Origin of the sequence: Micromonospora sp. NPDC006431, from assembly GCF_042870725.1 — a bacterium.
Classification (GTDB): Bacteria; Actinomycetota; Actinomycetes; order Mycobacteriales; family Micromonosporaceae; genus Micromonospora.
This window is the reverse complement of sequence record NZ_JBIAHQ010000003.1, coordinates 517,378-539,166: the sequence shown is the minus strand read 5'-3', so window position 1 is coordinate 539,166 and position 21,789 is coordinate 517,378. Positions and strand designations below refer to the sequence as shown.

The following is a 21,789-nucleotide window of genomic DNA, read 5'->3' as shown; positions in this document are numbered from 1 at the left end:
GTACAGCCGCCGGGTCTCCACCTCGTGCGGGTAGCTCGCCCGCTCCAGACGCGCCTCGATCGTTTACCCGGCGTCGCCCAGCGCACCGAGCAGCGTCTCCCCGGTGAGGAAGTGGAAGTCGACGTCCACCCGGTGCCCCCACCACTCGTCCAGGTGCCGCACCTCGCTGCCCAGGTGCACCGCGACCAGCAGCGGCGCACCCGGCCGCAGCACCCGGCGGGCCTCGGCGAGGGCCGGCCGCAGCTCGTCGGGGGCGAGGTGGATGACCGAGTACAGGGCCACCGCCGCGCCGAACTCAGCCGCAGCAGGTCACCCTCGCGGAACTCCACCGTTCCTATGGACTGAGCGTGAGTTGCATGTGCTCAGCCGTGTGCCCCGAACGGTGTTGGGCACGCTGGTCTCCCGCGTTCGCTCCGTGTCCGGCGCGCGCGGATCGTGTCCGCGGGTCCGGTGATACGGGGGCGGGTTCCCTCGCGCTCGGGGTTCCCGGTCCGGCCTGGGCGATCCGATGCCTCTGCTCATCGCTCCGGTGGGCAGGGGGCGGTGTCGTCCGTCGCCGGATCGGGTGTCCCTGGGCGCGTCGTCCGATCGCCACGGCGGCGGCGTCGTGGCGGTTTGTCTTGCGGTGTTTGCTGGTCAGTGGTTTCTGCCAGTGCTCGGCGCCCCACTGTGAGGTGTATGCGGGGTCGACTGCGATGATCGCGATCCCGGCCGTGTGGGACATGGACGTGACCCGGGCGCGGAGTTTGCCTGTGGGCATGCCGGAGATGAGATGGCGGAACCACTTTCGGCGGCCGTGCTTCTCTCGGGTTTTCTCTCCGTCGAAGTTCAGGTCCTCGATGGCGATCGCCGTCACGTCGCAGGTTGTCGCCCAGTTCAGTAGTCGGGTCAGGGCGTGCCGGACCTGGGCATCGCGGTGGTCGACGGTGCCGGACAGGTCGTAGGGGAATCTGCGCGGGTTACCGACCGGGTTGCCGTGGACATCAAGGCGCCAGGCGGCGATGTGGTCGGCGTTGGTGTCCACGCCGATCGCACCCTTCGCCAGCGTGGCTTTGAGGGGGACCGTGGGGGTGGTTGCGCGCTGCCAGGATGCGGTGATGTACCAGCGTGTGCGGTGCACGTCGCAGTGGATGCGGTAGGCGACCGCCCGGTTGGCCTGGACGCGGTCGGCCCATTCCTGGCCCCGGTAGGGGAACCGCACCTTCGCGGTGAGGACGTACCGACCGTGTGGGGCGTTGGCGAGCTCGGCCAACGGGGCGGGCAACCTGATCGACACCTCGCCGAGCGGGGTGACGCGGATCGTCTCGTTGCCATGTCGCTTACCCGATTCCCCGTCGGCTTGCAGGAACCAGCGGTGGGCTTCCCAACGCTGTCGCCACTGCGTCTCGGTCAGCCCCGTGTCGGCCAAGTTGTGGCGGTTGCGGGCGAGTCGCTTGCCGCCACGCACCACGTGGACGATCCCGGCCTCACGGTCAGCCCGCGCCCGATCAAGCCGATCCATCAGCACATGCAGACGCCGGCTCTTGGCGAACCACTCCCGCTTGCTGCGGTAGCCGCCGGGCATCCGTTTGCTGCCCCGTTGCCCGACCGGCACAGACAATCGGTGTCGGATCATCGCGATCCCGGCTTCAAGCTTGCGGATGTGCGCCAGTTGGCACCTGCGGGCCAAAGCCCACTGGTCATGCGAGGCCTTGGTGATCGCTCCCGCCCAGCGCGCCGACGAGTTCGGTGTCAGCTGCCGCTTGCGAGCCGCCCACGTGTGCGTGGAGTGCTTCAGTCCGTCAGTGCACCGGGTCTTGAGATCCTCCGAGGCCAGCGAGCCCAGATGTGAACCCACCAGGCGCAGGACCTTCTCGTCCTGACTGGTGAGGCCCTTCAAACGGTCGCTGACAGCGACCCCGGACGGGCCGGACACGACGAACGGTTGCTCAATCGAGCGCAGGTCACCCACGCTCGGCAGCCTCGAGGGCCTTCTCCGCCCGGCTCCGGGCCGACCTTCGCCCGTACCGTCGGGCACAGAACGACGTCAGCACCTCAACCATGTCACCGACCAGATCGTCGGCGACCCCACCATCGTCAAGCACGACCAGACGGCGACCATGGGCGGCCAGCGCAGCCTCGACCAGCTCGACGTTCACACCACCCAGCCGGTCCTTGTGCTCCACCACAACCGTCGTCACGTTCGGATCAGCGAGCAACCGGCGCGCCTTGGACCGCGCACCGTTCATACCCGACCCAATCTCAGACTCCACCCGCACCACCCGGTGGCCAGCCTTGGCCGCCCACCCCGACAACCGAGCGACCTGACGCTCCAGATCGCTCTTCTGATCGCGCGAACAGACCCGGGCATACAGGCCCAACCCGCCGACCGCAGCGGGCGCGCTGTTCACGTCCACGTTGACCAGAATCATGCGTGGACCGACACGCTGAGCCGGAACCGGCAACGTGCCCTCACGAAACCAGCGGTACGCAGTATGAGGACTAATCCCCTGCGCACGCGCCCACTCCGTCAGGTTCACACGAACACCGTACCGCAACCCGAATCACTTCGTGCACACCTATACACACTCAACCTCGAGCTATTTCGCCCCCCGGGTACGCGCGGCGGGCCTGCGCCACCATGCCCGGCGACAGGTCGACGCCCACCGCCGGCACGCCCCGCCCGGCCAGCCAGTGCGTCACGTGCCCCGGCCCGCAGCCGAGGTCCGCCACCGGCGCCCCAGGCCCGGCCAGCTCCACCAGGGCGGCCAGCAACGCCCGGTCCAGGGGCTTGCCCGCCAGCTCCTCGGCCAGCCGCTCCCGGTACTCGGCCGCGACCGTGTCGTAGCTGCGCCGCACCCGGTCGTGATCGCCGCTCATCGCTCCATCGTGGATTTCAGGTCCACTCCTCCGCCGGGTCCCCGTCGCCGCTCTCGGGTACCGGCCCGACGGTCGGCGGGCCGCCGTGGGTCCACGGGGTCTCCTCCGTGGCGGGGAAGTTCCCGGCCGGCAGGAACGCATCCGACAGGGTGGTGAAGCAGAGCCGCTCCCCCACCTCCGGCACGGTGCCCGGCGGCGCGGTCAGCCCGCGCCCCATCCCGCCGGACAGTTCCAGCACCACCTCGGTCTTCCCGTCCGCGCCCGGGGTCAGGAAGACCACCTTCGCCTTCTGACCGGGCCGGGCCGGCGAGTAGAGGGTCGCCCCGACCGGCACCAGCACCGGCTCGGTGGTGACCACCTGGATGCGGGGGCGCAGCACCGGCCGCTTGCCGGTGTCGTCCACCCGCTTCGGGTCGGCCAGGGTCACGTCACCGACGAACGCCTCCCCGGTCAGCCGGTGTTCGGCCATCACGAGCGGGTCGTCGTAGGCGCGTTGCACCGCGTAGGAGGTGAGGGCCCGCTCCAGCCGGTGCAGCCGCACCGCCGCGGCCACCGCCCCGTCCCGGCGCGGCTGCGGCCCGCCGCCGTCGTCGACGTACTCGGCGTACCCGGTGAAGGCGTCCTTGTCGCCGTCCCACCGGCCGGCCATCCGGGCGCCGGGCGGCAGCGCGCGCAGCAACGCGACGCCGCGCCACATCAGCTCCCAGGTGGGCGTGAGCTGGTCGCGCAGCAGCCGCTCCAGCTCCGCGTACGCCGCCGACCGGGCGGCCGGGTCGCCGTCGGCCTCGGCGTACGCGGCCATCGCCGGGGCGAGCCGCCGGTTGTCGAAGTCCGGGTCGGTGGCCGGGCCGGCGGGCGGGCACACCTGCGGGTCCTCGGCCCGGGCGGCCGCCTCGGCACCGGTCGAGCCGGGCGGCGGGTCGAGCCAGCCGAGCAGCGCCGGCAGGTGCAGATCCTCCACCGCGCTCTGCCCGGTCGCCCAGTGCAGGGTCAGCGCCTCGGTCATCGCCACCAACGCCGCCGAGCCGGGATGCTCGGCGCGTTCGGCGAAGAAGGTCAGCCAGCGCCCGAGCAGCGGCACCGACGGGTGCACCGGGTAGTCGCCGTCCGGCCGGCGGAACCGGGTGGAGCGGCCGAACAGCCGTAGGAAGGTGATCCCGGCCGGGTTGGGCAGCAGCAACTGCGGCGCGTCGACGTACCGGTACCGCACGTCCTTGCCCCGATCGACCGGCACCGCCTCGCTGACCTCCCGGAACGAGTCCAGATACGGCAGCATGATCCCGGCCAGCTCGGCGGCGAACGCGAACCGCTGGTCGCGGTTGCGGGGCTGCGGCACGACCAGCAGCCGCGCCTCGTCGTGGGCGGTGCCGACCATGGCGGCGAGCGGGGCGTTGGCCTCGCCCGCCATGGCGAGGGGCACCACCACGAGCGGGCGGTCCGACAGGTGCAGGTGCCGGACGGTGGCCACCGGCTGGGCCAGCCCGGCGGCGACCGCCTGCGCCTTGGCGAGGGCGCGCAGGGTGCTCACCGGGACCTCCGGGGCGGGACGGGCCGGGCGGGCCGGCGCAGCGTGCTCATGCGGGGTTTCCGGCGAGGGCGTCGGCGCGCAGGCGCGTGGCGGCGCGCAGCAGGGCGGCGGCCTCCGCCTGCTCCGGGTCCGGGGCGCGCACGCCGTTGGCCAGCGCCAGCACCTCCCCGACGTCGGCGATGCCGCCCAGCGCCTCCCGCACCGGCCGACCCAGCGCGGTGGTGTGGCCGCGCGCCTCGTGCCGGCAGAAGTACGCCAGCTCGCAGGCGGCCAGGCACTCGGGCGCGTAACGGGCGGGTACCCCGGTCAGCGCTGCGGTCAGGGCCGCCGGGTCGGCGGTCAGGTCGGCGGTGAAGCCGGCCGGCACGTCGGCGAGCAGGTCCTCGATCCGGTCCATCCGGTCGAGTTGGCGGCGCAGCACCAGCAGCTGTTTACGGACGTCGAGCAGGCTGGCCACCGGCCGGTTGGCGAAGTCGCGCGGGCAGACCAGCACCACCTCGTGCGAGACGAGGTCCGGGTCGTGCCCGGCGGCGGCCAGCAGCTCGCGCAGCGCCAGCACGTAGACGGCGGACTGGATGGCGGCGGCGGAAACCTTCGCCGGGTCGGCCTGACCGTCGATCACCGGGAACGACTTGATCTCCACCACGTGGAAGCGGCCACCGAGCCGGGCCGCGACCAGGTCCGGTTCCAGGTGCACCCGCCGGCCGGCCACGTCCAGCCCGAGCAGCGGATGGTCGAACAACGCCGGCTCGTCGCCGCCGCCGGTCAGCGCCGCCCGGGACCGCTCGTGCCGGTCCGGCAGGTCCTCGGCCCCACCCAGGTCCGTCCAGGTCGCGCCCGCCGGCACCGGTACGCCCAGCCGCTCGGCGACCAGCCGCAGCAACTCCGCACCGCCGTCCGCCTTCACCTGGGCCTCGAAGGCGTTACCCCGGGTGATCGCGAAGCGGGACTGGCCGAACCGGGCCGGGAAGCCGATCCGCTCGGCCAGCTTCGGCTTGTCCACCCCGGCGCTGTCCAGCACCGCCCGACGGGTGCAGCCCGGGTTGCCGGTCAACGCGGTGATGGTGCGGGCGTTGTGCCGCCGGGGCGGCACACCACCCCGTATCTCGGCCAGGCGCTGCGCGGTGTCCGTCATGATCCGCCACCATAGCCGCCGCTCGAATCAGCGCACGGTGAACAGGGTCGTGCCGTCGGCGGCGATCAGGTCCACGCTCCGCACGTCGATGCTCGACCGGGTCCGGGTGTCGGCGCGCAGGATCCAGGTGCGGTTCACCACCGGCGCCTCGACCAGGTCACCGGCGTCGGTGCGCCCGCGCACCCGCACCGCGTTTGCCGGGGCAGGGCCCACCGCGATGACCCACGCCCCGACCGGCAGGGCGGACAGCAGCCCGGTCAGACTGCCGTACCGGCAGGAGCGAGGCGCGCAGGCCAGCGGATCCTGGCCGGGATCCACCTGCCCCTCGATGAGGGGGCGCAGCTCCCCCGAACGGTCGGACACGCAGTAGGAGTACTGAGTGCCGTTCACCGCGGCCGCCGCCCGGCGACCGTCCGGCCATGAAACCGAGTTGAGCAGCCGGTCGCCGTGACCGGACACCGGGCACTGGGCGGCCACCTCGGCTCGCTCGGCGGCGGGCATCCCGGACAGCGGCCGCCCCGGTCCCAGCTCGCCGAAGAGCAACCGGCTCACCGGCCCGACGAGGGAGCCGGCGACCAGCGCGCACGCCGTCGCCAGCGCGGCGGCCAGCACCGGCCAGCCGCTGTGCGCCGGCCGCCGCTCGGCGCGCGCCACGACGACGCCGACGGGCGGGGTGGGAAAGGTCTGGTCGGCGAGCGCCCGGTCCAGCACCGACCGGGTCCACTGTTCGCGATCAGACATCGAACTGCCCCTTCAGGTTCGCGAGTCCACGGTGCAGGAGCGCCTTGACGGTGCCGGGGGCGCAGCCGAGCGCCTCCGCGATCTCCCGCTCCGGCAGGTCCAGGTAGTAGCGGAGGAAGAGGGCGGCACGCTGGCGTGGGCGTACCTGGCGCAGGGCCGCCCGCACCGCCGGACCGTCCGCCGACGCCGGGGCGTACGGCGGGTCCGGGTCGCGGAACGCGTGGCGGCGCTCCAGCACCCGCCGTCGTACCCAGGAGGTGCACCGGTTCGCGACCGCACGCCGCAGCCACGGCACCGGGGCGCGGACCCGGTCACGGTGCCGGTAGAGCTCCACGAAGGTCTCCTGCACCAGGTCCTCCGCCGCCGCCGCGCTCCCCGTCGTCAGGTACGCGAACCGGACGAGCAGCGGAAACTGCTCCTCGTACACGGTCCTGAACCCGTCCTCGCCCAGCGACACCGGCTCGGCGACCTCCGTCCCCACCGCCATCTCCGCTCCAGTCCCGTCCATGCCCGGACGTCGAAGCTCAGGCGCACGAGTGGTGCGGTTGGTTTCACCGCCCCGGCGGCCGGGGCCACCACCGGCGCTAGACGGCTGGCCCGGCGGCCGGCTCCGCATCGGCCGCCGCCTCGGCCGGGCCGACGCGGGCCGCGCCCCGGCGGACCAGCACGGCGACGGTCACCGCGGCGGCCGCCGCCAGCCCGGCCATCGACCACAGCACCACCCGCAGCCCGCCGGTGAAACCCGGGTCGGCGAGCCGCCCGGCGGTGGTGCTGGCCAGCACCGCGCCGACCACGGCGATGGCCACCGTCTCGCTGGTCAGCCGGGCCGTGTTGATCATCCCGGCGCCGGTCGCCGCGCGCGCCGGCGCGACGCTGGCGATGGCGATGGCGTCGAGCAGCCCGATGGACAGGCCCACCCCGACCCCGATGGTCAGCAGCGGGCCGGCCAGCGTCGCGGTGTCCGCGTGCGGGCCAAGGACGGTGGCCCAGGCCGCGCCGACGGCGACCACGGCCACCGAGACGACGGTGACCGCGGTGGCCGGGACCAGCCGGGTCAGCGCGCCGCTGAGCAGCGGCAGCACCAGGGTGGGGGCGGTGAGCAGGATCAGCGTCGCGCCGGCCGCGCCGGCGCTGAGCCCGACCACCGTGGTCAGGTACGACGGCAGGTAGACCAGCAGCGGCACCAGCACCGCCACGATGGTGGCCGCCGCCAGGCAGATGCCGAGGAACCGCGGGCTCGCCAACAGGGCCAGATCGAACATCGGATCGGCGCGGCGGCGCTCCACCCGGACGAAGGCCACCAGCAGCGCCGCCGCGGCGGCGAACGCCGCGATGATGACCGGGGCGGCCCAGCCGTACTCGGGGCCCTGCACGAAACCGAAGATGAGCAGCAGCAGCGCGGCGGTGAACGACACGGTGCCGGGCCAGTCGACCCGCCCGGGGTGCGGCTGGCGGGACTCCGGCAGCAGCGGCACCAGCGCGAGCACCGCGCAGGCGGCCAGCGCCGGCGCGGCGAAGACGGCCCGCCAGCCGAAACCCTCGATGAGCAGCCCGGCGATCGACGGGCCGAAGGCGAGGCCGACGCCGATGGTCGTACCGAACACGCCGAAGGCGCGGGCCTGGGCCCGGCCCTGGAACGTCCCGGCGAGCAGAGCGGACGCGCTGGTCGCGGCGGCCGCCGCGCCGACCCCGGCGAGGGCGCGGGCGACGTCGAGCAGCACGATGCTGTCGGCGACCGACGCGAGCAGCCCGCCGGCCGCGAAGACCGCGACGCCGATGGCGTAGACCCGGCGGCGGCCGAACAGGTCGGCGAGCGCGCCGGTGGCGAGCATGAAACTGGCGAACGTGGCGTTGTAGCCGTTCACCACCCACTGGACGCCGGCCAGCCCGGCGTCCAGGTCCCGGCCGATGTCGGGCAGCGCGACGGATGCGCCGGTCAGCGAGACCGGCAGCGCGAGGGTGGACAGCAGGACGGCCACCAGCACGACAGCCGGATGATGGCGCAAGGATTCTCCCCGTTCGGACGACCGCCCCAGCGTATTCGCGCACCTGGGAACAGATCCCGCGACGGGGTGGAAGATCACAGCTCAGCGGCCAGCGGAGCGGTTCGCGGGCGAGCGGGGCGACCGGGCACCGGCGAGCGGCCGGCTGCGGCGCCGGTGCCGGCCGCCGGGCGTGCACGGCGGGCGGGTGACAATGTGGCAGCCGTCCGCGACAACGTCGGACCGGTCAACTCTGGTCTGGGGCGCGAAGATGAAGAACATCGCCCGGCAGTACCCCGGCTCGGCCCGGAAATCACCCACGAATTTCTTCGCCCGCGGCTGTCCGGATGCGCGGCCCGCGTTCGTCACGCTGGGTGGAAGCACGACCGGAGGAGAGAAACGATGAAGTACATGATGCTCGTCTGCACCGACACCGAGCCGGACCAGGACCCCAGCGCCGCGCCCGACATCGAGCAGTGGGTGGCCGAGCGGGACGCCAACGGCCAGCGCGTGACGGGCAGCCGGTTCGCGCCGCCGTCGGCGGCCACCACCGTCCGGGTCCGCGACGGTGAGCTGCTGCTCACCGACGGCCCGTTCGCCGAGACCAAGGAGGTGATCGTCGGCTTCGACCTGCTGGAGTGCGCCGACCTGGACGAGGCGGTCGAGGTGGCCCGCGCCCACCCGATGGCGTACGCGGGCCGGATCGAGCTGCGCCCGCTCGTGGACTGACGCCGGTGACCGACGCGGCCGGGGCGGTCGCCGCAGCGGGTGCCGAGGCGTACCCGCGGATCGTGGCCGCCCTGATCCGCGTGACCGGCGACTGGACCCTCGCCGAGGACTGCGCCCAGGAGGCGCTCGCCGCGGCGCTGGAACGGTGGCCGCGCGACGGCGTACCCGGGAATCCGGGCGGCTGGCTGATGACCACCGCCCGGAACCGGGCCATGGACGTGCTGCGCCGGGCCGCCGTGGAACGCCGCAAGCTGCGCGAGCTGGCGCTGCTCACCGACCCCGAGCCGACGCCACCGGAAGGGGACGTGGTGGACGACCGGTTGCGGCTCATCTTCACCTGCTGCCACCCCGCGCTGGCCCTGCCGGACCGGGTCGCGCTGACCCTGCGCACGATCGCCGGGGTGCCCACCGCCGACATCGCCCGCGCCTTCCTGGTCAGCGAGTCCGCCATGACCCGCCGGCTCACCCGGGCCAAGACCCGGATCGCGACGGCCGGCGTCCCGTACCGGGTGCCGACCGGGCCCGCGCTGGTCGAGCGGCTGCCGGGCGTCCTGGCCGTGCTCTACCTGCTGTTCACCCGGGGGTACGACGCCGACGGCGAACCGGCCTTCGCGGCTGAGGCCATCCGGCTGGCCCGGCTGCTGCACGAGTTGCTGCCGCAGGAGCCTGAGGTGGCCGGGCTGCTCGCCTTGTTCCTGCTGCACCACTCCCGCCGCGCCGCCCGCCGCGACCCGGCCGGCGACCTGCTCACCCTCGACGAGCAGGACCGGTCCCGGTGGGACCGGGACGCCATCGCCGAGGGCGTGGCGCTGCTGGACCGCGCCGGTCACGGCCCGTACGCCCTGCAGGCCCAGATCGCCGCCTGCCACGCCACCGCCCGCACCGCCGCCGACACCGACTGGCCCGCCATCGCCGGCTGGTACGACCACCTGGTCCAGCTCCGCCCCACCCCGGTGGTCCGGCTCAACCGGGCGGTCGCCCACGGCTACGCGTACGGTCCGGCGGCCGGGCTGGCGCTGCTCGCCGAGGCCCGCGCCGGCGGCGTGCTGGACAACTACCCGCCGGCGCTGGCCGCCGAGGCCGAGCTGACCGCCCGGCACGGCGACCGGGACCGCGCCGCGGCGCTGTTCCGAGCGGCAGCCGACGCGGTGCGCTCCGAGCCGGAACAGCGGGCGCTGCTGCGGCGCGCAGCCGACGTGAATCGGTGAGAAACCTCGACGGGTTCCGCCGAACCGGGCACGCCAGGAGGTGGGTGATTTCCGTGCACCCGTCCACCAGCCGGTTTGCGCAGGTCACACGTGGGTACGCAGCGCCCCATGATCGCACTGCTCGTCGCCCTGTTGCTGGTGTGGTTGGTTCTGGTGGTCGTCGGGCTCGTGGTGAAGGGCCTGTTCTGGCTCTTCGTGGTCGGGGTGATCCTGTTCGTCGCGACCGCCATCGTCGGCTGGGTTCGCAAGCGGGTGTGAGCCCACTGCCGGCCCGGGCCGGGCTTGAGCCGCTGACGATTGCATTGTCGGCTCTGTAGGGACAGTTCTGATGGGGCTGGCGGGTGCTGGACGGGTCAGTGCCCGGCGGTGAGCCGATCGACCACGGTGCGGACGGTGTCGATCGGGATGGCGAAGCCGAGCCCGATGCTGCCGGCGTCCTGGCCGGTGGTGGCGATGGCGACGTTGATGCCGACGACCCGCCCGGCGGTGTCGACCAGCGCGCCGCCGGAGTTGCCGTGGTTGATCGCCGCGTCGGTCTGGATGAGGCCGCTCATGTCGTCCACGGACCGGTTCAGCGCGGACACGATCCCCGAGGTCACCGTGTTCTGTAGGCCGAGTGGGCTGCCGAAGGCCAGCACCGGGTCGCCGACGGTCAGCGCGGAGTCGCTGCCGAGCGCCGCCGGGGTCAGCCCGGTGAGGCCGTCGGCCCGCAGCAGCGCGATGTCCGCGCTGGTGTCCTGGCCGACGAGGACAGCCGGGGCGGTACGCCCGTCGGACAGCTCAACGCTCAACTGACCGCCGGAGGCGATCACGTGGGAGTTCGTCAGAATCAGCCCGTCCGCGTCGAGGATGACACCGGAGCCGAGGCTGGTGCCGGTGTTCGCGGCGGCGGTGACGGTGACGATGCTCGGCGACACCGCGGCGACCACCCCGGCGAGGGAGTCGATCGCGGCGCCGGCCGGGGTCACGCGTAACGCGGTGGCGGTCGTGCCGTCGGCCAGCAGCCGGTCGGTGACCAGCGCGCCGGACGCGCCGCCGCCCAGCATGAGCACGAGCGCGACGCCGGTCGCCACGACCCGCCCACGCCGCCGGTACGGACGGGTACCCGTGGACGTGGTGTGCGGCGGTAGGGCCGGGGTTCCGGCGGACCGCGGTGGCTCGGTGGGCGGCCATCCGGAGCCGGGGGCGCCGTCCGAGCCGGGCCGGGTGGCCGTCGCGGGCGCCGGTAGATGGGTGGCGGTGTCGGCGACGCGCTGCATGACTTCTCCTCGGCTTGGTGATGCACCCACCGTCGCTCGGGGATCTGAAGCCGACTTGTGCCCTTCCTGTGCAAACCCGGTGTGCCGTGGCCGGGGGCGAACCGCGTCGGTCGCTTCGGCTCGCCCGTCCGGATCAGCAGAAAGGGTGGGCAGCGAACCGCCCACCCTTTCTCGCGAACGTGCGGTTACCGGACTACCCGCGGGTCGGCGTGCAGGCGGTCGGTCAGTCGGATGGTGATGAACTCGTTGTTGTCGGGCCGGCCGGGGCTACGGCCGGACGAGAACGGGAAGTTGTTGTCGTTGAGGACGGCGAGCGTCCGGTCGTCGAGGATCACCACGTCCTCGATGGTCGTGAACGGGAACCGGAACGTCTCACCGGAGCCGCCCAGCCGGCGCGGGTCGGCGATGTCGAGCAGGTCAGCCACGAGGGTCTTGTCCAGCCGTCCGTCACGGTCGCGGTCGCGCTTGTCGGCCAGGTAGATCTTCTTGACCTTGGCCGCGTCGCCCTCCGCGCCGTCCCGCTCGATGACGAGCAGGCGGTGCTGGTCGACGCTGATCGCGTCGCCGATGGCGTGGCCGGGCGCGTCGAGCTGGTAGATCCACCGCCGGCCGGTGTAGGCACCCGTCGCCAGGTCGAACTCGTTGAGCCGCAGCGCACCCGCCGGGTCACCGGCCACCGTTCCCTCGAGCAGCGGGAACAGCGTCCTGCCGTCGGGCGACAGGGACATGCCCTCGAAGCCCTTGCTGCTGCCGAGGTTGGGCGAGCCGGCGGGGTTCTCCGGGGCCCGCACGCCGGGCAGCGGGATCGGTGCCTGCAGCAGCCGACCGGCCCGATCCACGTGCAGCAGGTACGGCCCGAACTCGTCGCCGATCCAGTAGGACCCGTCGGCGACCCGCACCATCGACTCGATGTCGAAGTCGGCGCCGGTGAGTACCCGGTCGGCGCGGGTCAGCGGGAACGGCACCAGGCCGTCCGGGTCGGTAAGGTTGATCCCGCCGGCCACGTCGACCTTGCCGGTACGGAAGTCGGGCACGATGCGGTGGATGCGCAGGACGAAGTCGCCGCTGTTGGCCTTGTTGCCGTAGCCGTTGTCGGAGAGCGCGTCGAACGTCCCGTCAGCGTTGCGCAGGATTCCGCTGAATCCCTGCACCGGCTGGTCGGCGAAGGGCGGGGTGACCCCGTTGATCGGTGCGGTACCGAGCAGCGAGCCGGACGGCTCGCTGGCCGGAACGAACGTCTCGGCGGGCAGGGCGGCGAACCCGGTGAGGGTCGCCCGGCCGAACTGGTCGCGGGGAGCGGCACTGGCCACGGTGGACGAGGGCGCCACGACCGTGACCGCGAGCGCGCTGGCGGTCAGGCCGATGGCGGCGCGTCGTACGAGGGGTGTCATGGGCGGGACGGTAGGCCCCATCGTTGAACCCGGGTTGAACCCGGGACCAGCGCCAGACCAACCCGCGAATGCGCCGGGCCCCGGACAGACGAGCCACTCGTGGCGTCTGCTCAGGGCCTTCCGCTTTCCGGCTGGCCGCCCGCGTCGCGCCGCTCCTTCCCTGCGCTGAGCAGCAGTCTGGCTTGCCGAACGCGGGCGAGCGCCAGACGTGCCGGCCGTCCGGCGCCCGCTGCGCTCGCCGCCGACGTGCGCCGGGCCCGCGATCAGGCGACAGTCCCCCGTTCGCGTCCGGCGATGCGGACGCCGGCGACCACCAGGGGGAGCAACTGCAGGGAGAACACCGCACCCATGACGAGGGTCAGGTGCACCGGGATGAACATGACGGCTGCGAACGTGCCCACGAACGCGGACGTCAACCACCAGCCCACCACTCCGGCGCGGGCCAGGCCGACGCAGATCAGCAGCAGCCCGAGTTGGGCGAACATGCTCGTTCCGCGCCACAGCGGCATGAGGCTGGCGCCGTCGACGGCATCGGAGATGCGGACGGCGACCTCCAGCGGCAGGCGCTGGCCGATCTCCATCCGCCACCAGTCGTCCTTCACGGCGCCGGAGATGTTGAGCAGGCTGACGGCGGCGAGCAGCGTGCCGACCAGGGTGAATGCCCGTCCTCGCGCGCCGCGGACCAGTCCGGGCACCGCGAGCAGGCCCAGCGCGCTGATCAGCGTGCCGTAGTGCAGCAGGATCGCGGAGAGTTGGGTCTGCCCGCTGTCGTGGGCGAGCGAGGTCACGTAGTCGGCGGTCGATTCGCTGGCCTGCGGCGGGCAGGTGAGCATTCCGGCGAGGAAGAGGACCGGGCCGCCGATGAGCGCGCCCGCGCCGAGGCGGCGCAGTGCCGTCCGGCCGCGGGCATCGCCTCGGGTGTCCGTCGGGTCGGTGGTCAGGCCGGCGCTGTCGATGTTGCTGATCATCGTCACTCCCTGTCGCGGGCCGCCCTCGTGGCGGGCCGTGTCGGGTGATGACGATGCCGGGCAGCGGTGCTCGGGCGCGTCCGCCGCGGCGCACCGGTCGAGGGCGCCCACCAGCGGAGGTACGCCCGCACGGCACGCACCGAACGGTGGACCTGGAGCCGGTCGGGGTCCACCGCACGGCGGACGGCAGCGGCGGATCGGCGACCTACAGTGCCAACATGACGCTCGCCCGGCTGCGCGATCCCGGCCTCATCCCGTTCGTCCTGGGGCCGCTGATCGGCGTGCTCGCGGTCGTGGAGACCACCCTGGATCCGTTCTTCGGGGACGCCGCGGTCGCCACCTGGGTCTCGGGCGTGCTGCTCGGCGGCGGGATCGTCCTGGCGCGGTGGTTCCCGCTCACCGGCACGCTGCTCGCCGCCGGCTGCTACCCGGTCGGAGCGCTGCTCGGCGCGAAGGGCCCGGGCGGTGCGGCCATGATCGGGCTGATCGGTGTGGTCGGCTGGGTCGGCTGGCGGGAGCCGCCACGACGGTCGTCACTCGCCCTCGGCGCCGGGGCCGTCGCGCTCGCCCTCACCTCGGTGGTCACCGGCAAACCGTCCTGGGAGCTGCTGTTCGTCCCGGCGATCCTGCTGCCGGGCTGGTTCCTGGGGCTGCTCGCCCGCGCCAACGCCGCCCGCGCGGCCCAGCTCGCGGACCTGGCCGCGGCGTTGGAGGCCGAACGCGAGGCGAACGCGCAGGCAGCGGTGGTGCAGGAGCGGGCGCGCATCGCGCGGGAGGTCCACGACGCGGTCGCCCACTCGGTCAGCGTGATGACGTTGCAGTTGGGTGGGCTACGCCGGCAGCTCGCGGATCGCCCGGAACAGCAGGAGATCGTGCTGGGGCTCGAACGCCTCGGCCGGCAGTCCGTGGAGGAGATGCGCGGGCTGGTGGGCATCCTGCGCGAGAGCGGTACGGCCGAGGCCGCCGCCCCGCAGCCCACGCTGGAGCGGGCCGACGCCCTGCTGGCCGAGGTGGCGCGGGCGGGCCTGCCGGTGCGGCTGCGGGTGGAGGGCGAGACGGTGCCCCCTGCCCCGCACCCTGGACACCTCGGCCTACCGGGTGCTGCAGGAGGCGATGACGAACGTGCTGCGCCACGCCGGTTCCGTACCGACGGTGGTGACGATCTCCTACGCCCGGGACGGGGTCTCCGTGGCCGTGGTCAACGAGCGCGGCGAGGTTCGGCCGGCTCCGGCTCCCCGTGGCCGGGCGGGCACGGCCTGGTGGGGATGCGCGAGCGGGTGGCGCTGTTCGGCGGGTCGTTCGACGCGGGGCCGCTGCCGGACGGCGGGTACGCGGTGCGGGCCCACTTCGCGGTGCCGGGCCGGTAGGGGTCGATCATGAACATTTCGGTGGTCCTAGTCGACGATGAGGCGATGGTCCGGGTCGGCCTGCGGATGGTGCTCAGCGGCGAGCCCGACATCACGGTGGTGGGCGAGGCGTCCGACGGCGACCAGGCGGTCGACCTGGTCACCCGTACGCGGCCGGACGTGGTGCTGATGGACATCCGGATGCAGCGCGTCGACGGTCTGGAAGCCTCGCGTCGACTGCTCGCCGCGGCACCGGACATGAAGATCATCATCCTGACCACCTTCGACGAGGACGAGCACGTGGCGGCGGCGCTCCGGGCGGGCGTGAGCGGATTCCTGCTCAAAATCTCCCCGCCGGAGCAACTCGTCGACGCGGTCCGGTTGGTGGCGGCCGGGCGCGGGCTGCTCGATCCGGCGGTCACCCTGCGGGTGATCCGCGGCTTCGCCGCGCAGCCGGAACCGGTCCCCCGTTCCCGCGAGCTCGACCAGCTCACCGCTCGCGAGGTCGACGTGCTCCGCCTCGTCGCGGAGGGGCTCACCAACGCCGAGATCGGGGGTCGGCTGTTCCTCGGCGAGGCCACGGTCAAGACCCACCTCTCGCGGGTGCTCTTGAAGCTGAACCTGCGCACCCGGGTGCAGGCCGTGGTCTACGCGTACGAGCGTGGCCTGGTCCGACCGGGAGGGCGGTGAACTGGACAAACAGCCAGCAAGCCGCCCCCTGTTCGGGCGCGGCATCCGCGTTGTTCACCTGGACGTCGGCATTGACCGCCGATCGCTTCACCTCCTCCTCGTAGCGTCGCCGACGCGTCCGCGGATTGCGGACACTCCGCTGGGAGGAATGCAACGATGCCCATCTTTTCCAAGCGCCGGCTGTCGGCCGTCGCCATCGCCGGAGCGGCCGTCATGGCCGTCGGCAGCGCAGCGTCGGCGGCGCCGGGCGGGTCAACCGGCCCGAGCAGCAGCGACGCGCCGTACCTGGTCCGGCACACGCCGGGCGTCACGCTGACGTCGCTGCTGACCACCGGCGACTCGGTCGGCGGCTACCGGATGGCCGGCATCCCCGACGGCCTCGGCGCGTACGACAACGGTGACGGCACCTTCACCGTGCTGATGAACCACGAGCTCGCCAACACCGTCGGGGTCGCCCGGGCGCACGGCGGCAAGGGCGCTTTCGTCTCCAAGTGGGTGATCGACAAGAAGACCCTGCGGGTGCTGTCGGGCAGCGACCTGATCCGCAAGGTCTTCCTGTCCCGCAACGGGCAGTACGTCGACACGCCGGGCGCGGTGTTCAACCGGCTCTGCTCGGCTGACCTCGCCGCCCGGACCGCGTTCTTCAACCCGAGCACTGGCAAGGGTTACGACGGCCGGATCTTCACCAACGGCGAGGAGTCGACCGGCGGCCGCGCCTTCGGCCACGTCGTCGAGACCGGCGAGTCCTACGAGCTGCCCGGTTTCGGCACGGGGAGCTGGGAGAACATCGTCGCCAACCCGGCCAGCGGCGACAAGACCGTGGCGATGGGCACCAGCGACGGCGGGGCGGGCGAGGTCACGCTCTACGTGGGTGACAAGAAGTCCGTCGGGAACCCGGTGGAGAAGGCCGGCTTCACCGGCGGCAAGAGCTACACCATCTCCGTGCCGGGCATGGCGGTGGAGGACAGCACCACGGCGTGGACCAAGGGCGACCTGCCCTTCACGCTGTCGTCCACCGGCGGCACCTCGTTCGACCGGCCCGAGGACGGCGCCTGGGACCCGAACAACCCGAACGACTTCTACTTCGCCACCACGGCCAGCATGACCAAGCACAGCCGGCTGTGGCGGCTGTCGTTCGCCGACGTGACCGACCCGGCCAAGGGCGGCACCCTTACCATGGTGTTCGAGGGCCCGTCGGACCCGGCCAGCGGCCCGAAGATGATGGACAACATCACCATCAACGATCGCGGTCAGGTGCTCATGCAGGAGGACCCGGGCAACCAGGGCTACCTGGCCGGCGTCTACCAGTTCGACATCGCCTCGGGCGCGGTGCGCCGGATCGTCGACCACGACCCGCAGCGCTTCCTGCCCGGCGGCGCGTACTTCGACACCACTGACGAGGAGTCGTCGGGCATCATCCCGGCCCCGTTCCTCGGTGCGGGCAAGTACCTGCTGGACGTGCAGAACCACACCAAGTCCGCGGACCCGGAGCTGGTCGAGAAGGGCCAGCTGTTGGTCCTGAACGTGGCTCCGGGCCAGCCGGTCCGGTAGTAACCGCACCGGGGACCCGGGCAGACGTCCTCTGCCCGGGTCCCCGCGTTTTGCGGAGCTGGCCGGTGGTCAGCTGGCCGCGCTGCCCGCCGGCTGTTCCTCGCCGAGCCAGATCGGCTGCCAGTCCGGCACCTCGTGGAAGCGGCGCAGCTCCGACAGCCCGGACACCGACCCGCTCCACGCCGCGTACGGGGGGTTGCTCTCGTCGAAGCCGCTCTGCACGAAGGTCAGCTTGGTCTTCCCGCCGGACTCGGCCAGCTCCCAGGTGCTGACGCCGGTCGGTCCCCAGTCGACGGACATCTTGCGGCCCGGCGTCAGGTCGACCACCTTGGCCGCGTATCCGGCCTCGAAGCCGCCCATGGCGTAGCGGCCGCCGACCCAGGGCTCGATGCCGATCGGGAACCCGAACCAGGCGCTGGCCTGCTCGGAGTCGGTCAGCGAGGTCCACACCCGGTCCATCGGGGCGTCGATCATCAGTTCGCCGCGCAGGTCGGCCGAGGTGAAGTCGGTGCGGGGCAGCAGCGGCCGCCCCTCCAGGTGGGCGTTGAGGTTGGCCAGGGCCAGGCTCCACCAGGTCTGCAGCACGCCCCGGATGGTGCTGCCGTCGAGCGCCTCGCTGAAGACGAAGTGGCTCTGCCGCAGGGTCAGCTCGGTGTGCTCGCCCTGCGGCGCCAGCTCGATCTCGCTGGTGGTCTCGACGCCGCCGAGCAGCCAGGCGAAGCGCAGGCTGTGGTCGTCGGCGTGCAGCAGCCGCTGCTGCGGGGCGTCGCCTTCCGGCGTGAAGCGGCCCCAGAACGCGTACCGCTGCGGCAGCTCGACCTCGGCGTGCTCGGCGAACCAGACGCGCAGCTCGGCGGGGTCGGTCAGCGCGCGCCACACGCGCTCCGCCGGTGCGGCGAGCCGGACTCGGATGGTCAGCAGATCAGTCATTGTTGTCGCCCTTCGGGTAGCAGGCCACGGCGAGCTTGAAGGCATCTCCCTCGGTGCCGCCGTAACGAGTGAACAGGTCCTGCAGCGTCGACTGCAGGTCGTGCAGGAACTCCTGGCGCCGCTCGGCCGGCACCCGGATCTCGCCGGAGACGCCGATCGACGGCAGCTCGGGCGCGGTGCGGTCGAGGGCGGCGATGTCCGCCTGGACCTCCTCCATCAGGTCGAGCAGGTAGCCCAGGCTCAGCTCGTCCTGCGCCCGGCGCGTCCCACCGATGCGTCCGACGAGGCGAGGTGACAGCCAGTACGACCGGGCCACGGCCTGGTAGATGCCCTCGGTGATGCCGCGCACCCGGCGCTCGGACACCTGCTCGGCCAGCCCGGCCGCGACCAGTTGCTTGACGTGGTAGTAGACGCGCTGCGGCGTCTGGCCCAGCAGGCCCGCGACCTCGGTGCAGGTGCGGGGCTCGGCGAGGTGCCGCAGCACCTCGATGCGCTGCGGCTTGAGCAGGGCCTCGGCCTGCTCACGCTCTTCCAGGTACAGGACGTCTCTCATGGCAAAATCAGTTTGTACGTACAAAACTTCTTTGTCAATAGGTTCGACGAAAGGCCGCGCGAACCGCGCGGCCTTTCGCTGAACCGATGAGGTCAGGGCGTCCAGTCGGGGCGCAGCGGGTAGCCGTTCACGCCCTGCGGGCCGTTCTGGGTGGCCAGCACCTGGTGCAACTGGATCTCGTTCCGCTCGAAGGCCAGCCGGGAGCCGGCCATGTACAACCCCCACACCCGCGCGGTGCCCAGACCCACCTCCCCGACGCAGAAGTCCCAGTGCTCGACCAGATTGCGGCACCAGCCGGCCAGCGTCAGCGCGTAGTGCTGCCGCAGGTTCTCCTCGTGGTGCACCTCCAGCCCGGCGTCGTGGATCTCGCTGACCAACCGACCCGGCCCGGCCAGCTCACCGTCCGGGAAGACGTACCGGTCGATGAAGGCGCCGGAGCGGTGCGGGGCGCGGTTGTCCGCGCGGGTGATGCAGTGGTTGAGCAGCCGGCCCCCCGGCTTCAACCGGTCCTTGAGCGCCCCGAAGTACGCCGGGTAGTTGCGCACCCCGATGTGCTCGGTCAGCCCGATCGAGGAGACGGCGTCGAACTGCTCCCGCGGCGCGTCCCGGTAGTCCAGGTGCCGCACCTCGGCCAGCTCACCCAGCCCCTCCCGCTCGATCGCCGCCTGCGCCCAATCAGCCTGGGCCCTCGACAGGGTCACCCCGAGCGCCTTGACGCCGTACTCCCGGGCCGCGTGCCGGACCATGCCGCCCCAGCCGCACCCGACGTCGAGCAGCCGCATCCCCGGCTTGAGCGCCAGCTTCCCGGCGACTAGGTCGTACTTGGCGCGCTGCGCCTCCTCCAGCGTGTCGCCCGGGCTGCGGAAGACCGCGCAGGTGTACGTCATCGACGGGCCGAGCACCTTCTCATAGAAGGCGTTCGAGACGTCGTAGTGGTGCGAGATCGCATCGCTGTCCCGGCCGCGCGAGTGCCGCAGCCCGGACATCACCCGCTTCCAGCGCGGCGCGGCCTCCTGCGGCGGGGGCGGCGGCGGCATCAGCCGCTCCCAGCCCAGCCCCTTCACCAGGGCCAGCCCCTCGCCCACCGCCGGCAACCGCAGGCGCACCTCGTCCTTGAGCACCTTGAACGCCTCGTACGGGTCGCCCGGGTGCACACCCTCCAGCCCCAGGTCACCGCTCACGTACGCCCGGGCCATGCCCAGGTCACCGGGTGCGGTGAGCAGGTAGGACAACCCGCGCGGGGTGCGGATCGTCACGGTGATCCCGGCATCGGCCGGGCCGACGGCGCTGCCGTCGTAGCCGGTGATGCGGATCGGCAGGTCGCCGGTGGTGACCGTGCGGATCACGTCCGCCACGGTCGGTGCGCCGCGGCGGCCACCCGCCGGCGGGTTGCCCGGGGTGCTCGCCGCCCCCTGTTCACGGTCGGTCAGGCTCATTGTCTCGCTACCGCCTTCTCGTACAGTCCGGTCAGCCGGTGTTCCGGGTCGTAGCGGTCCTTCGCGGCGCGCCAGGTCTCCCCGCCGTAGAGCCGGTGGAACGCCTCCCGGTCGTAGTACGCGTCGGAGTAGAGCGACTTGTGCCCGCCCACCTCCGACACCTTGCTCTCGATCTCCCGGTTGACGTCGCCGTCGGCCGCGCCCTCGGCGATCGGCACGCTGCCCCAGAAGCCGATGTTCACGTAGGTCTCGCCCGGTTGAAGGGGATACAGCGGCCAGGCCCGGGCGGAGCCGGGGCCGGCCGGCTCGCGCAGCCGCAGCGGGCAGAGCCAGACCGGCGTCATCCTGACCGTCCCGGCGAACCAGCGCAGGAATTCGGCGGTGCGGTCGAGCGGGATCTCCACGTCCTGTACCACCCGCTCCCGGGCCGGGTTGCCCCGCCAGCGGTCGACCCGGGCGGCCACCTGGTAACGGTGCTCCAACCTCACGATCCGGTGATAGAAGTCGCTGCGGCGGTAACGCTGCGGCCACAGCCGACGGACCACCGGATGCTGCACCCCGAACGCCGCCGAACACCAGAACCAGTCGGTGTCCCAGCGCCACAGATAGTCGTACATGGTCAGCATGTCCCGGGTGCGCCGCTGCAACGACCGGTAGTAGATCTCCTGGCCGGTGTAGTCGCTGGGCCGTCCCCCCGGCTCGTCGGTGAACGTGGCGAGCACCAGGTACGCCTCGCCGGGGCTGAACATCACCGCATCCATCCCGTCGACCGGGTCGCCCTCCCAGGATCCCTTGGCGATCACCTCGCCGATCGCGTCGGTCAACTCCTCCAGCCGGGTGAACCGGATGTTGCGCAGGGCCACCCACCGGCGTACCGGCTGCAGCTCGATGCGCAGCCGGGTGGCGTAGCCGAGGCTGCCGAGCGAGTTGGGAAAGGCCCGGAACAGCTCGGCGTGCTCCCCCTCGGGCCGGGCGGTGACGATGTCGCCCGCGCCCGTGAGGATGTCCATCTCGTACACCGACTCGTGCGGCAGCCCGTTGCGGAACGAGGTGGACTCGATGCCCAGCCCGGTCACCGCCCCACCCAGGGTGATGGTGCGCAACTGCGGCACCACCAGCGGCATCAGCCTGTACGGAAGGGTGGCGTCGACCAGGTCCTCATAGGTGCACATGCCCTGCACGTCGGCCGTCCGGGCGGCCGGGTCGACGGCGATCACCCCGGTCAGGCCGCTCACGTCCAGGCCCGGAGCGCCGGGCGCCGATCTCGGCCGGAACAGGTTCGATGTGCGTTTGGCCAGCCGCACGGTCTCGCCGGGGGGCACCGCGGCGTACGACCGCCGCAGCGTGTCCACCGCTTGATCATGGTCAACCGGATGATCCACACGCTGAGCACGCATGAGATCACATTACGCCTGCTCCGCCAGCTTGGCGGGCTGTCCACCATGGCCTTTTCGCATCCACCGGTCGGCCGGCGGGTTACCGT

The 21,789-nt window shown here is 72.5% G+C and carries 22 protein-coding genes; 6 read left to right on the top strand and 16 right to left on the bottom strand.

The window, feature by feature from the left end:
* Window positions 1-63: 63 nt before the first annotated feature.
* The 9 genes from ACFYM6_RS08945 to ACFYM6_RS08905 form a co-directional block, all read right to left on the bottom strand.
* Window positions 64-282, bottom strand: coding sequence for a hypothetical protein (locus ACFYM6_RS08945; RefSeq protein ID WP_387273665.1), 219 nt, complete (start codon window positions 280-282; stop codon window positions 64-66).
* 52 nt (window positions 283-334) lie between these two features.
* Window positions 335-1,951 (bottom strand): hypothetical protein, encoded by a 1,617-nt coding sequence (locus ACFYM6_RS08940; RefSeq protein WP_387273663.1) that lies wholly within the window; start codon window positions 1,949-1,951, stop codon window positions 335-337.
* Window positions 1,944-2,519 carry an IS607 family transposase gene (locus tag ACFYM6_RS08935; protein WP_387273661.1) on the bottom strand — a complete coding sequence of 192 codons (576 nt, stop codon included), beginning with the start codon at window positions 2,517-2,519 and terminating at the stop codon, window positions 1,944-1,946. Before ACFYM6_RS08935 ends, ACFYM6_RS08940 begins: the two co-directional genes overlap by 8 nt.
* A gap of 49 nt (window positions 2,520-2,568) precedes the next feature.
* Window positions 2,569-2,859, bottom strand: coding sequence for a class I SAM-dependent methyltransferase (locus ACFYM6_RS08930; protein WP_387273659.1), 291 nt, complete (start codon window positions 2,857-2,859; stop codon window positions 2,569-2,571).
* Between the two features lie 16 nt (window positions 2,860-2,875).
* A complete protein-coding gene (locus ACFYM6_RS08925) occupies window positions 2,876-4,387 on the bottom strand; it encodes a hypothetical protein (protein WP_387273658.1) in 1,512 nt (503 codons plus the stop codon).
* Window positions 4,388-4,433: 46 nt separating this feature from the next.
* Window positions 4,434-5,522: a hypothetical protein gene (locus ACFYM6_RS08920; RefSeq protein ID WP_387273656.1), complete on the bottom strand. Its 1,089-nt coding sequence runs from the start codon at window positions 5,520-5,522 to the stop codon at window positions 4,434-4,436.
* A gap of 27 nt (window positions 5,523-5,549) precedes the next feature.
* Window positions 5,550-6,263 (bottom strand): hypothetical protein, encoded by a 714-nt coding sequence (locus ACFYM6_RS08915; RefSeq protein ID WP_387273654.1) that lies wholly within the window; start codon window positions 6,261-6,263, stop codon window positions 5,550-5,552.
* On the bottom strand, window positions 6,256-6,750 hold the full coding sequence (locus ACFYM6_RS08910) for an RNA polymerase sigma factor (protein ID WP_387273652.1): 495 nt from the start codon (window positions 6,748-6,750) through the stop codon (window positions 6,256-6,258). The genes ACFYM6_RS08915 and ACFYM6_RS08910 overlap by 8 nt, the downstream gene beginning before the upstream one ends.
* A 97-nt stretch (window positions 6,751-6,847) precedes the next feature.
* Window positions 6,848-8,269 (bottom strand): MFS transporter, encoded by a 1,422-nt coding sequence (locus ACFYM6_RS08905; protein ID WP_387273650.1) that lies wholly within the window; start codon window positions 8,267-8,269, stop codon window positions 6,848-6,850.
* A 378-nt stretch (window positions 8,270-8,647) separates the two neighbouring features.
* Between ACFYM6_RS08905 and ACFYM6_RS08900 the strand changes: the two genes are divergently transcribed.
* From ACFYM6_RS08900 to ACFYM6_RS08890, 3 genes are all read left to right on the top strand, one after another.
* Window positions 8,648-8,974 (top strand): YciI family protein, encoded by a 327-nt coding sequence (locus ACFYM6_RS08900; protein ID WP_387273648.1) that lies wholly within the window; start codon window positions 8,648-8,650, stop codon window positions 8,972-8,974.
* A 5-nt stretch (window positions 8,975-8,979) separates the two neighbouring features.
* Window positions 8,980-10,182, top strand: a complete 1,203-nt coding sequence (locus tag ACFYM6_RS08895) for an RNA polymerase sigma factor (RefSeq protein WP_387273646.1) — start codon at window positions 8,980-8,982, stop codon at window positions 10,180-10,182.
* Window positions 10,183-10,290: 108 nt separating this feature from the next.
* A complete protein-coding gene (locus ACFYM6_RS08890; RefSeq protein WP_387273644.1) occupies window positions 10,291-10,440 on the top strand; it encodes a hypothetical protein in 150 nt (49 codons plus the stop codon).
* Window positions 10,441-10,535: 95 nt separating this feature from the next.
* On the opposite strand, the gene ACFYM6_RS08885 is transcribed toward ACFYM6_RS08890, so the two are convergent.
* The 3 genes from ACFYM6_RS08885 to ACFYM6_RS08875 form a co-directional block, all read right to left on the bottom strand.
* Window positions 10,536-11,441 (bottom strand): S1C family serine protease, encoded by a 906-nt coding sequence (locus ACFYM6_RS08885; RefSeq protein ID WP_387273642.1) that lies wholly within the window; start codon window positions 11,439-11,441, stop codon window positions 10,536-10,538.
* Between the two features lie 185 nt (window positions 11,442-11,626).
* Complete coding sequence (locus ACFYM6_RS08880) at window positions 11,627-12,832, bottom strand: esterase-like activity of phytase family protein (RefSeq protein WP_387273640.1); 1,206 nt, start codon at window positions 12,830-12,832, stop codon at window positions 11,627-11,629.
* Between the two features lie 263 nt (window positions 12,833-13,095).
* Complete coding sequence (locus ACFYM6_RS08875) at window positions 13,096-13,800, bottom strand: hypothetical protein (RefSeq protein ID WP_387273638.1); 705 nt, start codon at window positions 13,798-13,800, stop codon at window positions 13,096-13,098.
* Window positions 13,801-14,018: 218 nt separating this feature from the next.
* Between ACFYM6_RS08875 and ACFYM6_RS08870 the strand changes: the two genes are divergently transcribed.
* The 3 genes from ACFYM6_RS08870 (at window position 14,019) to ACFYM6_RS08860 (ending at window position 17,387) form a co-directional block, all read left to right on the top strand.
* Window positions 14,019-15,167 carry a sensor histidine kinase gene (locus ACFYM6_RS08870; protein ID WP_387273637.1) on the top strand — a complete coding sequence of 383 codons (1,149 nt, stop codon included), beginning with the start codon at window positions 14,019-14,021 and terminating at the stop codon, window positions 15,165-15,167.
* A gap of 9 nt (window positions 15,168-15,176) precedes the next feature.
* Complete coding sequence (locus tag ACFYM6_RS08865) at window positions 15,177-15,836, top strand: response regulator (RefSeq protein WP_387273635.1); 660 nt, start codon at window positions 15,177-15,179, stop codon at window positions 15,834-15,836.
* 156 nt (window positions 15,837-15,992) lie between these two features.
* On the top strand, window positions 15,993-17,387 hold the full coding sequence (locus tag ACFYM6_RS08860; protein ID WP_387273633.1) for a hypothetical protein: 1,395 nt from the start codon (window positions 15,993-15,995) through the stop codon (window positions 17,385-17,387).
* A 69-nt stretch (window positions 17,388-17,456) separates the two neighbouring features.
* Here the strand turns inward: ACFYM6_RS08860 and ACFYM6_RS08855 are convergent, their stop codons facing one another.
* The 4 genes from ACFYM6_RS08855 to ACFYM6_RS08840 all read right to left on the bottom strand — a co-directional run bounded on the left by ACFYM6_RS08855 (window position 17,457) and on the right by ACFYM6_RS08840 (window position 21,703).
* Window positions 17,457-18,317 (bottom strand): SRPBCC family protein, encoded by an 861-nt coding sequence (locus ACFYM6_RS08855; protein ID WP_387273632.1) that lies wholly within the window; start codon window positions 18,315-18,317, stop codon window positions 17,457-17,459.
* Window positions 18,310-18,870, bottom strand: coding sequence for a helix-turn-helix domain-containing protein (locus ACFYM6_RS08850; RefSeq protein WP_357436731.1), 561 nt, complete (start codon window positions 18,868-18,870; stop codon window positions 18,310-18,312). Before ACFYM6_RS08850 ends, ACFYM6_RS08855 begins: the two co-directional genes overlap by 8 nt.
* Before the next feature lie 92 nt (window positions 18,871-18,962).
* The gene (locus ACFYM6_RS08845; RefSeq protein ID WP_387273630.1) at window positions 18,963-20,306 is read right to left on the bottom strand and encodes a class I SAM-dependent methyltransferase; all 1,344 of its coding nucleotides are present in this window, start codon (window positions 20,304-20,306) and stop codon (window positions 18,963-18,965) included.
* Window positions 20,303-21,703 carry an FAD-binding oxidoreductase gene (locus tag ACFYM6_RS08840; protein WP_387273628.1) on the bottom strand — a complete coding sequence of 467 codons (1,401 nt, stop codon included), beginning with the start codon at window positions 21,701-21,703 and terminating at the stop codon, window positions 20,303-20,305. Before ACFYM6_RS08840 ends, ACFYM6_RS08845 begins: the two co-directional genes overlap by 4 nt.
* Between the last annotated feature and the right edge of the window lie 86 nt (window positions 21,704-21,789).

Coding starts and splice junctions, on each gene's coding strand:
- ACFYM6_RS08930 (WP_387273659.1), bottom strand. CDS start 2,859: ATGAGCGGCGATCACGACCGGGTGCGGCGCAGCTACGACACGGTCGCG.
- ACFYM6_RS08920 (WP_387273656.1), bottom strand. CDS start 5,522: ATGACGGACACCGCGCAGCGCCTGGCCGAGATACGGGGTGGTGTGCCG.
- ACFYM6_RS08915 (WP_387273654.1), bottom strand. CDS start 6,263: ATGTCTGATCGCGAACAGTGGACCCGGTCGGTGCTGGACCGGGCGCTC.
- ACFYM6_RS08910 (WP_387273652.1), bottom strand. CDS start 6,750: ATGGCGGTGGGGACGGAGGTCGCCGAGCCGGTGTCGCTGGGCGAGGAC.
- ACFYM6_RS08900 (WP_387273648.1), top strand. CDS start 8,648: ATGAAGTACATGATGCTCGTCTGCACCGACACCGAGCCGGACCAGGAC.
- ACFYM6_RS08890 (WP_387273644.1), top strand. CDS start 10,291: ATGATCGCACTGCTCGTCGCCCTGTTGCTGGTGTGGTTGGTTCTGGTG.
- ACFYM6_RS08885 (WP_387273642.1), bottom strand. CDS start 11,441: ATGCAGCGCGTCGCCGACACCGCCACCCATCTACCGGCGCCCGCGACG.
- ACFYM6_RS08880 (WP_387273640.1), bottom strand. CDS start 12,832: ATGACACCCCTCGTACGACGCGCCGCCATCGGCCTGACCGCCAGCGCG.
- ACFYM6_RS08875 (WP_387273638.1), bottom strand. CDS start 13,800: ATGATCAGCAACATCGACAGCGCCGGCCTGACCACCGACCCGACGGAC.
- ACFYM6_RS08870 (WP_387273637.1), top strand. CDS start 14,019: ATGACGCTCGCCCGGCTGCGCGATCCCGGCCTCATCCCGTTCGTCCTG.
- ACFYM6_RS08865 (WP_387273635.1), top strand. CDS start 15,177: ATGAACATTTCGGTGGTCCTAGTCGACGATGAGGCGATGGTCCGGGTC.
- ACFYM6_RS08860 (WP_387273633.1), top strand. CDS start 15,993: ATGCCCATCTTTTCCAAGCGCCGGCTGTCGGCCGTCGCCATCGCCGGA.
- ACFYM6_RS08855 (WP_387273632.1), bottom strand. CDS start 18,317: ATGACTGATCTGCTGACCATCCGAGTCCGGCTCGCCGCACCGGCGGAG.
- ACFYM6_RS08850 (WP_357436731.1), bottom strand. CDS start 18,870: ATGAGAGACGTCCTGTACCTGGAAGAGCGTGAGCAGGCCGAGGCCCTG.
- ACFYM6_RS08845 (WP_387273630.1), bottom strand. CDS start 20,306: ATGAGCCTGACCGACCGTGAACAGGGGGCGGCGAGCACCCCGGGCAAC.
- ACFYM6_RS08840 (WP_387273628.1), bottom strand. CDS start 21,703: ATGCGTGCTCAGCGTGTGGATCATCCGGTTGACCATGATCAAGCGGTG.